This window comes from Streptomyces sp. RLA123, from assembly GCF_056270165.1.
The window spans coordinates 5,205,235-5,218,776 of sequence record NZ_JBWDOR010000003.1; the positions used below are offsets into that span (position 1 = coordinate 5,205,235).

Here is a 13,542-nt window from a genome sequence, read left to right on the forward strand (position 1 = left end):
ACGGTCCGGCGGAGCCGGGAGTCAGTCGCGCAGGATCCTGATCGTCGTCCAAGCGCCCACGTGCACGCGGTCCCCGTCCCCCAGCGCGACGGGCACGAAGGGCGTGATCGAGTCCTCGCCGTTGTTGACCGTGGTGCCGTTGGTGGAGTTCTGGTCGACCACCGACCAGCTGCCGTCCGGCTGCTGCACGAGCACGGCGTGCTGGTGGGAGACGCCCGGGTCCTCCGGCGCCCGTGCCAGGTCGACGTCGGGCGCCTCGCCGGTGCTGTGCCGGCGGCGCCCGATGGTGATCTGCGGGCCCGTGAGTGGCAGGCGCTGCTCGGGGGAGTAGGAGGGGAAGTACAGGCCTTGGGCCTCGGGGCCGCTGCGGGCCATCATCGCCGTGAAGTACTCCCGGTCGGCGCCGATCACGGCGGTCCAGGTGCCGGGGCCCGCCGGCGCGAGCTCGGGCTCGTACGCGGAGGGCGGGGTGAGCAGGAAGTCGCCGGACCCGCCGGTCACCGACTCCGGCTCCAGCGGCTCGGCGGGCCGGTTCACCTGGGAGGGGCGTGTCATGGACGACTCGTAGCGCTGGTACGGCGGCATGCCGGGCTGGGCCGCCGGGCCAGGGGGTGACCCCGGCCCGCCGACGGGCGACTGCGGGACGAAGGTCGTGCCCGCGTGCGTGACGAAGTTGTAGCGGCACTCCTCGCAGAACTGCGCGTAGCCCTCGCGCGGCGTCCCGCAGTGGGGGCACGGCTCGACGGCCGCCGTGGCGTCCGGGTCGTAGGACCGGCCGCCGAAGCCGCGTCCGGGGTCGTAGCCGGTGCCGGAGCCGAGCCCGGGGTCGTAGCCGGAGCCGCGGCCCGGGTCGTAGCCGGAGGCGTACCCGGGGTCGTACCCGCCCGAGTACGGCGGCGGGGGTGGGGGCGGCGGATAGGAGGAGGCAGGTGGGGCGGAGGTGGCCGCCGGTGAGGTCATGCGCAGCCCGCACACCTCGCACCAGTCGTCCGTCGCGGACTCATGACCGTTCGGGCAAGTCGACATGTCGTTTTCTCTCCCCCTCCGCCCCGTTTTACCCCACCACGCTACTTCTTGACGCGGACAGTCTTCGTCGAACGCGTCTCCAGGGTCATCTCGTCGGCGTCCGCGACCCTGGCCTTCAGCCGCACAGTACCCGTCACCGCGTCGACCACGTCCACCACCTTGGCCAGCAGCTTCGCGGTGTCCTCGTTGCCCGAGGCGCTGGCCAGCTGCACCGCGCGGCCCAGCTTGGCGGTCGCGGAGTCGAAGTCGCCCTGCTTGCGGGCCTCCAGGCCCTGCTGGATGACCTGGGCCAGCTCCGCCTGGCCGGTGTAATGGGCGACCTGCGGGTTGATCCGCGTGGAGGCGACCATGTCGTCGGTCCACACCGCCCGCACCAGGCCCTGCCCGAGGACCTGCGTCGTGCCGTCGGGCTGCCGCTGGACGAGCGAGATCCGGGCCGCCAGCATCTCCTGGCCCACTCCGGCCGTCGGCACGACCACGTTGACGTGGTAGTCGCGGGACTCGTCGCCCCAGGAACCGGTCGGGTAGTCGCCGGCCCGGGGACCGGCCTCGGCGCGCCGGGCGGTGAGGTCCTCGACGGTGGGCGCCACCTGCTTCACGTACTGGATCTCCGCGCCCTGCGGGGTCCACACGCGCAGGGCCACGTCCGCGACCTCCTTGCCCATGGCCGTCTCCATCATCTGCCGGAAGTCCTCTTCCAGGCCGGAGGGGTCGGCGACGATGTCGACGGAGCCGAGCAGCGCCGAGGCGATGCCGGTCAGCTCCTTGACCTCCCAGTCGGTGCCCACGCCGCGCGCGTCGCAGGTGAAGCGGCCCGCGCAGGCGTCGAGGGCGGCGCGCAGGTCCTCCGGCTTCTCGTGCTCGTTGCGGCCGTCGGTCAGCAGGATGCCATGGCGTATCGGCACATCGGCGGTGGACAGCAGCCGGTCGGCCAGCCGCAGCCAGGTGCCGATCGCGGTGCCGCCGCCCGCGCTGAGCCGGCGCAGCGCCTGCTTGGCCTGGTGGCGGGTGGTGGGATCGGCCGCCGCCAGGCCACCGTCGGCCGGGTAGACCTCCTTGGCCTGGTGGGTGCCGGCCACCACCGCGAAGGCGACCCCGTCGCGGATGGTGTCGATGGCCGCAGCCGTCGCGTCGCGGGCACTGCGCATCTTGGTCGGCGGGTAGTCCATGGAGCCCGAGCAGTCCACCATGATCACCACCGCGGCCGCGGGGCGGGCACCGGGCACATCGGCGGGGGACTGGCTGGCCAGCGGCAGCCCACCCGAGGTGCCACCGCCCGTCGAGGTCACGGTGACGATCCCGTTGACCTCGCGGCCGCCCTCCGGGAGGAACTCGTTCTGGTAGATGTCGACGGAGAACTGCGGCACGTTGGACTTGGAGAAGTTGGCCATCGGGTGCGCTCCTTGCGCTTGTCAACCAAGAAGAAGGATCAACGAGTTGAGGAGTGGAGGAGAGAGGTCAGGCCACCGGGAAGGGCAGTACGGCCACGGTGATGTTGTCGTGTCCTCCGCCGTCGATGGCGACGCCGACGAGAGTGCGGGCGCAGTGCAGCGGCCGGATGCGGGCGTCCGCGGGCATCACCGAGGCGAGTTCCGCTGCCGACTCCGCGTAGTTCCACAGTCCGTCGGTGCACACGACCACTACACCCGGTCCGTCCGGTTCGAAGGAAGCGGTGTGCGGGTCCAGTTCGACCGCGTCCGCCCCGAGCCACCCGGTGATGGCGTGGGCCCGTTCGTCCGCGTACGCCTCGGCCTGCGTCATCAGACCGAGCGAGACCATGCGCTCGGCCCAGGAGTCGTCCTCGGTCAGCCGGGCGGCGGGGACCGAGCGGTCGTCGGGGATCCAGTACGCGCGGCTGTCGCCGATCCAGCCGACCGTGAAGGTCTTGCCGGAGGTGACCGCGCTGACGCAGGTGCAGGCGGGCGCGTTCTGGTGCCGCCGGCTCTCCTCCTCCGGGGTCTCGGCGGCGAGGTCGGCGACGGCCTGCGCGGCCACCAGCAGGGCCTCGCGCATCGCCTCCTCGGGCCGCACGCCGCGCGACAGGGAGGGCACCAGGGCCTTCACCGCCGCATCCGCGGCGGTCTCCGAGGCGTCGTCGGGCCGGTAAGCGGACGAGACGCCGTCGCACACCACGGCGACGACCGACCCAGTGCCGTCCGGCAGCGTGGTCGTCGACAGCGCGAAGGCGTCCTCGTTGCGGTGATGCCGCAGGCCCCGGTCGGTGACCGCGGCCACTCCGCCGAGCTCCACCTCCTGGTGGTCACGCGGGCGCGGCTGGGCGTGGCCGCAGTGCTCGCAGTAGCCGTCGGCGTCGATGGTGCCGACCTCGCAGGCCACGCAGTACGGCCGGGGGGCCGGCGCGGCGCCGGGCTGCTCGACGCGCGGGTCGGCGATGCGGGCCTGGGTGAGCCCCGATGTGCCGAGGCCGAAGGCGAGGGTGTCGGACTCCCCGGCGGGCGGGGCGAGTTCGTACGCCTCCGGCTCCGCGGGCGGCGCGAGCGCATAGCCGTCCGGCCGCCGGGGGGCGGTCAGATCGGCGCCGCAGGCGTCGCAGAACTTGTCGGCGGGCTCCAGAGGCTCGGCGCACTCCGGGCATACGGTCGTCTGGGGCATGGCGTTACACCCACGTCCGGGGGCGGAAGCGGTTGGCCCGCTCCACCAGTTCGATCCTTGTCCTGCCCTGGTCGGCGAGGCGGGCCAGCACCCGGTAGGACTGCTCCAGGCCGAAGCGCAGGCCGCGTTCGTCGAGGTCCCGGCCCAGCAACGCCGGCGAGCCGGCTCCGCCGGGCACGCCGCCCTGCTGCCCGGCGAGCACCCAGTCCAAGGCCGTGCCCAGGACCTCCGTGGACAACTGCTCGCGCAGCCGCGTGTCGAGGCCCAGCTGTTGCAGATCCTCGACCTGCTGCGCGGCGGCCCGCAGGTCGCCGTGCAGCGCCTCCTGCGGCGGGCGGTCGCGCAACCGCGCCCGTACCGCCGCGACCCGCGCCGCGGTGTAGTGGATGGACGCCTCGGGCACCGACTCCAGCGCCGCGACGGCCCCCGCGCGGTCGCCCGCGGCCAGCTGGACCCGGGCGAGGCCGAAGGCGGCGCTGACGTAGCTGTGGTCCGTGGCCCACACCAGGCGGTAGTACTCGGCGGCGTTGTCCAGCTGACCCAGTACCTCGGCGCAGATGCCGAGCGCCAGCTTCGGTGCCGGCTCGCCGGGGAAGGCGTCGTAGACCGCGTCGAAGGCGAGGGCGGCGGTCTCGTAGTCGCCGGTGGCGAGCGCGGCCAGGCCGCGGTGCCACACCACCCGCCAGTCGTCGCCGTGCTCCTCCTGGAGCGCGGCCAGCGCCTCGGTGGCCGCACGCGCGTCCGCGGTGTCGAGCCGGGCGCGCACCAGGCGCAGCCTCAGCTCCGTGGACTCCGCGGGGGCCGCCTGCAGGGCCGCCACCAGCTCCGCGGGCGCGGCGGCCGCCATGCCCGCGAGGAAACCGGCGTTGGGATCGGCCGAGTCGACGTGCGGCACCGGCAGCGCCAGCGCGGCGGCCCGTACGTCGAGCCGGGTGACCGCCGGACCGGCGGGACCGGCCCCGGGCGCCGGAGTGGATCCGGTCCGCTGCGCCGGGACGGTGTACGGGGCGCCCGCCACCGTCTGGCCGTAGGTGCCGTTCGCAGGCGACACGGCGGGCAGGGCGGGTACGGGGGGCGCCGCGGCCAAAGCGGGGGCGGGCGCCGTGGCAATGTCGTTCGCCGTGCCGCCGGACCTGCCCTTCGTCCGGCCGCCGCCGAGCGAGGAGGCGTCGCCGTCCGCGGGCGCCAGCAACTCGGTGTCCACCACGCGCAGCTCGGGCCCGAACAGCGTCGACAGCGCGGGACGCGGCGTGCCGGTGCCCATGGCGACGACCTCGCGCAGCACGCCCAGCAGTTGGTCGCCCATCTCCTCCGCCGAGGCGAAGCGGCGGCCCGGGTCGGGGTCGGTGGCCCGCACCAGCAGCCGGTAGAAGGACTCGTAGCGCGAGAAGACCTCGATGTGGCCGGGGTCCGGGAGGCTGTCCACGAAGACGTTCGTGTAGCCCTGGAAGTCGAAGGTGAGCACCGCCAGGGTGCGCGCGACCGTGTAGAGGTCGGAGGCGACGGAGGGGCCGACCTCCGGCACCTCGGGGGCCTGGTAGCCGACGGTGCCGTAGATCGCGCTGTCGCTGTCGTCCATACGGCGGACCGCGCCCATGTCGATGAGTTCGAGCCGGTCCTCGGTCTGGATGGCGTTGTCGACCTTGAAGTCGCAGTAGAGCAGATTGCGGCTGTGCAGGTGGCCGAGCGCGTCCAGCGCCTCTATGGCGTAGGCGATCGCCTGGTCGACGGGCAGCGGCTCGCGCCTGCCGTCGGCGGAGCGGCGCTCGTTGGCGATCTCCTTGAGCGACTTGCCGCCCACGTACTCCATCACGATGTAGCCGTCGAGGCTGCCGCTGCGCGGGTCGAGGTGCTCGACGAAGTTGTAGATCCGCACGATGTTGGGGTGCTCGATCTCGGCGAGGAAGCGCCGTTCGGAGACCGCGGCCGCCAGCGCGTCCTCGTCACCGGTGTCCAGCAGGCCCTTGAGCACGACCCAGCGGTCGCTGACCGCCCGGTCCACCGCCAGGTAGATCCAGCCGAGCCCGCCGTGGGCGAGGCAGCCCACCACCTCGTACTGGCCGTGCACCACGTCGCCCGCCTGGAGCTTGGGCGTGAACGAGTACGGGTGGCCGCACTTGGTGCAGAAGCCGTCCGTGCGCCCCGGGCGGTCGCCGCGGCTGCGGCCGACCGGCGCGCCGCAGTCGCCCTTGCTGCAGAACCGCTTCCGCTCCGGCACTTGCGGGTCCTGCAGCACCGAAGCGGCCGGGTCGGGTCGCGGGATCGGCGGAACAGCCACCAGTCCCGCGCCGAGCTTGCTGCGGGTCGGGCCGCTGGAGCCGGAGCGCGAACTGCGCACCGACACCGGGTTTCCGCCGACCGTGCTGCCGCTCAGCGAGCGCGACAGCCGCCCGGACACCGAGCGCCGGGAGGAACGAGAGGTGCCCGACGAGCGGGAGGACCGCGAGGAAGGGGCGGACCCCGACGAGCCGTCCTGTGCGGCTCCCGTACTCGTGCTCGAGCCGGAACCCGATCCGGTACTCGCTCCCGGTGCGCCCTTGCCGGCCCCGCCCCCCGCCGTCAACGGCGCGAGGCCGCAGGTGTCACAGAACAGCTCTCCGCCGCCGACGTCTTCGATCGTCCCGTCGCAGCCCGGACGCTGGCACTTCATCGCCCATCCCCCTTGTGATCGGCAGGTCCCGCCTGCCCCGGTACCAGCATGTCGGACACCGCCCGCTGATAGCGCAGCACCGCGCTCTCGGCGGCGCGCAGATCGCACGGCGCACTCCACAAAAGACGCCGTGCGTGGTCGTACCGCTCCATCAGCAGCGGATCCTCCGCCAAACCGTGACGTGCCACCTTCGCCCGGTAGGCGTCCAGCCGCCCGCGCAGCTCCGCGCGGACCGCCAGCGGCGCGGTGACCGCCGTCAGCGACTCGCGGGCGCGCAGCAACTCGTCGTCGGCGCGCTGCTCCAGGCCGTCCAGCAGCGGGGACAGCCGGTGCCACTGCCCGGTCCTGCGGAACTCCACGGCGGCGGCCAATTGGTCGTGCAGCGCGACCGGCGCACCGCTCACAGCGGGGACCTCCGACGCGGCGATCTTGGAGAGCACCTCGACGCGGGCGCTGCGCGCCTCGGTGAGGGTCCGGTCGGCGCGCGACAGCACGTCCCGCAGCCGCATCATCCGGTGATCGGCGTCGTCCCGTACGTGCAGGACGGCCTCGACCTCGCGGCGTATGTCCTCCAGGGCGCGGCCCGCCCGGTCGTAGCGCCCGGTGTCGGCCCGCCCGGCGGTCCAGAACAGCAGCGGGTCGGAGACGACCTGGCCGCGCAGCACCCCCAGTGACGTCAGCAGTTCCTCCAGATCGTCACCGGAGGGGTGAGTGCCCGGGCGTACCCCGACCGACCCGGCGAGCGAACGGACCCGCTGGGCCTCGGCGGCGAGCAGGTCGATGCGGGCCGGCAGCGCCGACCACACCGCGTCGGCGGCCGAGACGACGTCCAGCACCTGCGCGTACCAGTCGTTCATCCGCGCCAGCAGCTGTTCCAGGCTGAGCCGTTCGCTCAGCCGGGCGGGGCCGGTGAGCCCGCGGGCGGCCTCCGGGACCACGCCGCCGGAGACCGTGACGCCGGAGCCGCGCAGCAGTTCCGTCAGCTCCCGCAGCTCGCTCTGCGTGGGCCAGCGGCGGCGCGAGCGCAGCGCACGGGCGCTGGTGAGCGCGTCGGTGTACGCGTCGAAGTGCGCCCACAGCAAGGAGATGGCCTGCTCGGTGGCGGCCCAGCGCTCCTTGGTGGCGCCGGTGAGCGCCGCCCCCTCCAGCAGCCTGCGGCCGGAGTGGTCCTGGAGCGCGAGCAGGGACGCCTCGATCGCCTCCCGCTCGTCACCGAGCCGCGCCAGGGCACGGTCGACGTCCTCGCGGCTCATCGCCGGTCCGGATGGTCCCGCGAGCGCCATCGCACCTACTTCCTTCTCCGCCGGTCCCCGTGTCTGCGTCAGATGTCGGCCAGTTCCCCGTCGGTCGTGGGACGCCCTCGCGGGCGCCGGTCCGCCTCAGTCCCGGTACAGCGGCTCCGGCGGGCCCTCGATGCCGGGGAGATCCGCCTCCAGCCAGGTACGGTACGCCTGCATCCACCGGCTGTCCGGGCCGCCACTGCGGTAGTCCTCCAGCGCTTTGTTGACCCGTCGCACCAGGTCGGTGTCCTTCTCGTTCATGGCCACGCCGTAGTACTCCGTCGTGACGGGCTTCCCGACCAGGCGCACCGCCGGGTCCTGGGCGGCCTGCCCCGCGGCGAGCGCGTTGTCGGTGAACACGGCGTCGACTTCGCCCAGTTGGAGCTCGACCAGACAGTCCAGCTGGTTGGGGACGAGGACGATCCGCGGCCGCAGCCGGTCGTTCTCCTCCTCCAGCCTCGCCTCGCCGGTGCTCCCCTGGGCGGTGCAGATCCGCTTGCCGGTGATGGAGCCGTCGAAGCCCTTGATTCCGGAACCCTGCCGGGGGGCGAGCAGTTGCTGCCCCGCCTCGAAGTAGGCCGTGGAGAAGGCGATGTGCTTCTCCTTGATCCGCTTGCAGGTGATGCTGACCGTACGCACCAGCACGTCCACGTCACCGTTGTTGACGGCCTCGAAACGCTTGGCGGTCGGCACCGTCTTGTACACGATCGCGTTCTCGTCGCCGAGGATGTCCCCGGCGAGCGCCTTGGCCAGGTCGATGTCGAAGCCGACGATCTTGCGGCTGACCGGGTCGCGGTAACTCCACCGGTAGCCGTTCTGGTCGACGCCGACGACGAGCTTGCCGCGTTCCTTGATCCGTTCGACCGCGGGCCCGCTCTCCCGGGACGGCCGCAGACTCGCCTCCGGGTGGCCGCCGCAGTCGTCGTCGGCGGCCTGCTGCACGAACTGCTCCGCGTCGGCCGGTTCCGCCGTGTGCGTGACCGCCGCCTCGCGCTGCGCCTCCGCCCGGTCGGCCGCCCTGAGGTGCGGCGGCAACGCCGTGCCGGCGACCGCCAGCACGCACAGCCCGGCCATCGCGGCCACGCCTCCCCAGCCCCGCATGCCCTGCCCCCCGCGTGTCATCCGCGGCCTCCTTCCGCCGCTCATCGGTACTCCGACAACCGGCGCCCGATGCCGAGCACCGCACCCGCCGCGCCGAGCACCGCAAGGAGCGCGGCGCCTGCGCCCAGTCCGTTCAGCGCGCCGCGTCCGTCCTCGGCGGCCTGCTCGAACTCGTCCTGCTCATGGGCGACGGCCTTGGCCAGACTGCTGTCGACCCCGTCGAAGCAGACGCCCGTGTACTCCTTGGCCTGCTCGCCGTTCTCGTAACTCCCGCCGATCGTCTGGGCCACCGCGTCCAGATAACTGCCCGCGTCGTCCTTCGCGCGGGCCTGGAGGTTCAGGCTCCACCAGGCCCTGGCGTCCTTCATCGCGATGGTGATGCTCTCGCGGCTCTCCGCGTCGTCCGCGAGGCGCAGCGCCCGGGCGAGCAGACCGGACTTCCCGTCGGCCCTGGTGCCGGCCATGTCCTGGATCTGCCGGAGATACGCGGTGTTGTACGCGTCACCGCTGCCGCGGGCCACCAGCGTCAGGTTCTCGTTGCTGCGGGCCTGGAGGGACTCGATGCGCGCCTCGTTGAGGACCTGCAGGGACCGCGCCCCGTGCGCGTACGAGTCGTCCAGCCGGGCGCGCGCCACGCCGTGCCCGGCGACCAGCCACAGCAGCACGGCGACGGTGGCGGCGGTCCCCGCCAGCAGGCCGATGTTGAAGACCCGGTGGGTGCGCCGGTACGAGCGCCGCTGCGCCCAGAGCAGGGCGACGAGCGCGACGGCGCCGAGCGCCCAGGCCCCCCACGGCAGTGCCTGGGCGTCGTCGTAGTCCCGGCCGAGCCGGGCCGTCTCGATCGTCCACAAATCCTTGGCGTCCGGCAGGATCTGCTCGTTCATCAGGTCGTTGGCGCGCCGCAGGTACGCCCCGCCGACCGGGAAGCCCTGCCGGTTGTTGGAGCGCGCGCGCTCGATGAGGCCGGTGTACTCGGAGAGCCGCTGGTTGAGCCGCTCCAGCCGGTCGCGCGAACCGGGCGAGCCCTCCGAACTCGCCGCCGCCTCCGTGATGCTCCGCGAGGCGACGTCGATGTCCTTGTCGTAGCGGTCGCTGACGCCCTTGGGCTCCACGCCCCCGGCGAGGAAGCCGCCGGAGGCGGTGGCCCCGGCGTCGGCGAGCGACCGGTAGATGTCCGCCGCGCGCGCACTGAGCGGCTCGCTGTGGTGGATCACGTCGTCGGCCGCGGCCGCGCGGTCGGTGATCTGCCAGGCAGTCACCCCGCCGAACGCCACGACCAGCACCACGAGCAGGGCCCCGATCACGCGCAGCCGGCCCGGCTCGGTGGTCGCGACCGTGCGCCACGCGCGCAGTTGGTCGACCCAGGCCCACGACCGCGCGTGCCCGGGCACGCCGGAGTCGCGCCCCGGTCCGTCGCCGGGCATCCGCACGGTCGGCGGTTCCGTGTTCGTCGGCGTCCGCATCCGCCAGCCCTCCCCCCGACTCGATCCCCGCGCACGCGCGCCGAGCCCATGACCAGCAGTATGGCCGCCGGCGCCGACATTCACCCGTGAATTGGGTGGATCTTGTCGCCGGTTCCGCCCGCCCCGCCCCGGTCGATGCCCCCCGGCCGGCCCGTTTCGCGCGTAACCTCTCGCAGCTCACCACGCACGCGGGTGCGTGTTCGGTTCCCGGCGTACGGGTGCGCGCGCGTGCGTGAGGGCTACGCCACGGGCGCCACCGGCTCGTAGTGCGCGCGGAGCCGGGCCTGCGCCGCCGGCCCGGCTCCGGAGCGGTCCAGACCGAGCAGGGCCGCACCGAGGACGGGCGGGGCGGTGACGACCCGCGGCACGGCCCGGGGCGCGCGGACGGCCAGCAGGGCGGTCACCGGGTCCATCAGCAACGGGTGGCGGGCGGCCAGGACACCGCCGCCGAGCACGACGTCGGCCTCCTCGTCCAGCAGACCGAGCCGGTCCAGCGCGACCGTGGCCATGACCACGATCTCCTCCGCCTGACGTTCCACGATGTCCCGTGCAACCGAATCGCCCGATTCTGCGGTTTTGAAGAGTACAGGGGTCAATTCGTGTTTCCGGGAGAAATCAATGTGTCCCAAGTGCAGTGCTGCGATCAGTGCGTACATCGAGGTCAGCCCGAAGTGCGCGGGCAGTGAGGCGGCCAGCGCGGTGGGGCCGCCGCGCCCGTCCTCGGCGCGCGCCGCCCACCACAACGCCTCGTCGGCCAGGCCCGATCCGCCGCCCCAGTCACCGGAGAGATGGCCGATGGCGGGGAAGCGGGCGGTGCGGCCGTCGGGCAGCATGCCGGCGCAGTTGATGCCGGCGCCACAGACGACGGCGACGCCACGCGGTTCGTCCACGCCGGCGCGCAGCAGTGCGAAGGTGTCGTTGGCGACGCGGGTGGTGACACCCCACCCCCGTGCGTGCACGGCGAGTTCGAGCTGCTGCTCCTCCACGGGCAGGTCGGCGTTGGCCAGACAGGCCGACACATGTCCTACCAGCGCCTCGCCGGGGCGCACGGCGGCACCGGCAGCGTCGGCCGCCCGCGCGACGATACGGGCGACCACCTCGACCGCCGCCTCCACACCGACGATCTGCGGCTGGAAGCCGCCGCCGCGGGCGGTGCCGAGCACCGACCCGTCGGCGGCCACGAGGGCGACGTCGGTCTTGCTGTTGCCCGCGTCGATCGCGAGGACCCCGCCGTCGAGGGCATGGTTCAGATCCACGCGAGGTGCTCCCGGTTGTGCGCGATCAGACGGTCGGTCAGGGCTTCCGCGTACTCGTGCTGGCCGATCAGGGGGTGGGAGAGCAGCGCCTTGAAGACGCGGTCCCGGCCACCGTGCACAGCGGCCGTCAAGGCCAGGTCCTCGTAGGCGGTGACGTTCGCGATCAGGCCGCCGTAGAGCGGATCCAGCGGCTCGACGGGCAGCGGGTGCGTGCCGCTCGCGTCGACGGTGGCGGGCACCTCGATGACGGCGTCGTCGGGGAGGAAGGGCAGGGTGCCGTTGTTGAGGGTGTTGACGACCTGGATGTCGCCGGTGTCCCGCAGCAGCGAGGAAGCGAGGGCCACGGCGGCCTCGGAGTAGTACGCGCCGCCGCGGTGGGACAGCAGCTCAGGCTTCTCGTCGAGGCTCTCGTTCCCGTACATCTCCAGCAGTTCCGCCTCGATCGCGGCCACCTCGGCGGCCCGGGACGGCTTCGACCGCAGTTCCCGCACAACCTCGTCGTGCGCGTAGAAGTAGCGCAGGTAGTAGGAGGGCACGACGCCGAGCCGGTCCAGCAGGGTCCTGGGCAGGTGCAGATCGTCGGCGATGGCGTCGCCGTGCGCGGCGAGCAGCTTGGGCAGCACGTCCTCGCCCGAGGGGCCGCCGATCCGGACCCCCCGCTCCCAGGTGAGGTGGTTCAGGCCCACATGGTCCAGGTGGATCTGCTCGGGGGTCACCCCCAGGAAGGAGGCGAACTTCCGCTGGAAGCCGATCGCCACGTTGCAGAGGCCGACAGCCTTGTGTCCGGCCTGGAGCAAGGCCCGGGTGACGATCCCGACGGGGTTGGTGAAGTCGATGATCCAGGCATCGGGTGCGGCCCTGCGGACCCGCTCGGCGATGTCCAGCACCACCGGAACGGTGCGCAGGGCCTTGGCCAGCCCGCCGGCGCCGGTGGTCTCCTGGCCGACACAACCGCACTCCAGCGGCCAGGTCTCGTCCTGCGCGCGGGCGGCCTGTCCGCCGATCCGCAGTTGCAGAAGCACGGCGTCGGCACCCGCCACGCCGGCGTCCAGATCGGAGGTGGTGGTGATGACGCCGGGGTGGCCCTGCTTGGCGAAGATCCGCCGGGCGAGGCCGCCGACCAGCCGCAGCCGGTCCTCGGCCGGATCGACGAGCACCAGCTCCTCGATCGGCAGGGTCTCGCGCAACCGCGCGAACCCGTCGATGAGTTCGGGGGTGTACGTGGACCCGCCGCCCACGACAGCCAGCTTCATCCCTTGACTCCCGTCAATGTCACGCCTTCGATGAAGGCCTTTTGTGCGAAGAAGAAGACGACGATCACCGGTGCCATGACCAGCACCGTTGCGGCCATCGTCAGGTTCCAGTTCGTGTGATGGGCGCCCTTGAAGGATTCCAGGCCGTAACTCAGCGTCCAGGCCGCCGGGTTCTCGCTCGCGTAGATCTGCGGTCCGAAGTAGTCGTTCCAGCAGTAGAAGAACTGGAACAGCGCCACGGCGGCGATGGCGGGCTTCGCCATGGGCAGCACGACGCGCAGCATCGTGCGCAGCTCGCCGCAGCCGTCGACCCTCGCCGCGTCCGTGTACTCCTTGGGGATGGTGAGCAGGAATTGCCGCAGCAGGAAGATGGTGAACGCGTCACCGAAGGCCATCGGGATGATCAGCGGCCACAGGGTGCCCGACAGGTGCAGCTGCTTGGCCCAGAAGAGATACATGGGGACGATGACGACCTGCGGGGGCAGCATCATCGTGGAGATCACGAGCATCATCGACAGATTCCGCCCGCGGAACCGGAACTTGGCCAGCGCGTAGGCGACGGGCGTGCTCGAGACGACCGTCAGCACGGTGCCGAGGCCGGCGTACAGCAGGGTGTTGCGCCACCAGGTGAGGAAGCCGGGGGTGTCCCAGACGGTGCCGAAGTTGCCCCATTCCCAGGTTCTGGGCCACAGGTCGCGGGTCAGGGCCTGGTTGTCGCTCATCACCGCGGTGAGGAAGACGAAGACGAACGGGAGGACGAAGAAGAGGGCGGCGGCTATGCCGAGGGCGTGGACCGCGATCCAGTGCAGCGCCGCCCGGCGGGTGGCGGCCCGCCGGGACCGGTCCGACAGGCTGGTCGCCGGGGTGGCGGTGGGCGGGGCGAGTGTCGCGTGGGTCATC

General features: G+C 72.7%; 10 protein-coding genes. All 10 read right to left on the reverse strand.

The genetic code is table 11. The annotated features are described in order from the left end of the window. Positions 1–21: 21 nt before the first annotated feature. Positions 22–1,026: an FHA domain-containing protein gene (locus RV983_RS23765; RefSeq protein ID WP_475987752.1), complete on the reverse strand. Its 1,005-nt coding sequence runs from the start codon at positions 1,024–1,026 to the stop codon at positions 22–24. Between the two features lie 41 nt (positions 1,027–1,067). Further along, positions 1,068–2,417 carry a VWA domain-containing protein gene (locus RV983_RS23770; protein ID WP_475987753.1) on the reverse strand — a complete coding sequence of 450 codons (1,350 nt, stop codon included), beginning with the start codon at positions 2,415–2,417 and terminating at the stop codon, positions 1,068–1,070. A 67-nt stretch (positions 2,418–2,484) separates the two neighbouring features. Next, positions 2,485–3,639, reverse strand: a complete 1,155-nt coding sequence (locus RV983_RS23775; RefSeq protein ID WP_475987754.1) for a PP2C family protein-serine/threonine phosphatase — start codon at positions 3,637–3,639, stop codon at positions 2,485–2,487. A gap of 4 nt (positions 3,640–3,643) precedes the next feature. Beyond that, entirely contained in the window at positions 3,644–6,289 is a 2,646-nt protein-coding gene (locus RV983_RS23780; protein ID WP_475987755.1) for a serine/threonine-protein kinase, read from the reverse strand. Beyond that, positions 6,286–7,572, reverse strand: coding sequence for a hypothetical protein (locus tag RV983_RS23785; protein WP_475987756.1), 1,287 nt, complete (start codon positions 7,570–7,572; stop codon positions 6,286–6,288). The genes RV983_RS23780 and RV983_RS23785 overlap by 4 nt, the downstream gene beginning before the upstream one ends. Positions 7,573–7,668: 96 nt before the next feature. Further along, positions 7,669–8,691: a glutamate ABC transporter substrate-binding protein gene (locus RV983_RS23790; protein WP_475987757.1), complete on the reverse strand. Its 1,023-nt coding sequence runs from the start codon at positions 8,689–8,691 to the stop codon at positions 7,669–7,671. Positions 8,692–8,711: 20 nt separating this feature from the next. After that, complete coding sequence (locus RV983_RS23795) at positions 8,712–10,133, reverse strand: hypothetical protein (protein ID WP_475987758.1); 1,422 nt, start codon at positions 10,131–10,133, stop codon at positions 8,712–8,714. Between the two features lie 239 nt (positions 10,134–10,372). After that, positions 10,373–11,389, reverse strand: a complete 1,017-nt coding sequence (locus RV983_RS23800) for an N-acetylglucosamine kinase (RefSeq protein WP_475987759.1) — start codon at positions 11,387–11,389, stop codon at positions 10,373–10,375. Then, positions 11,380–12,642: a 6-phospho-beta-glucosidase gene (locus tag RV983_RS23805; RefSeq protein ID WP_475987760.1), complete on the reverse strand. Its 1,263-nt coding sequence runs from the start codon at positions 12,640–12,642 to the stop codon at positions 11,380–11,382. The genes RV983_RS23800 and RV983_RS23805 overlap by 10 nt, the downstream gene beginning before the upstream one ends. Beyond that, positions 12,639–13,541 carry a carbohydrate ABC transporter permease gene (locus RV983_RS23810; protein WP_475987761.1) on the reverse strand — a complete coding sequence of 301 codons (903 nt, stop codon included), beginning with the start codon at positions 13,539–13,541 and terminating at the stop codon, positions 12,639–12,641. The genes RV983_RS23805 and RV983_RS23810 overlap by 4 nt, the downstream gene beginning before the upstream one ends. Position 13,542: the final 1 nt, after the last annotated feature.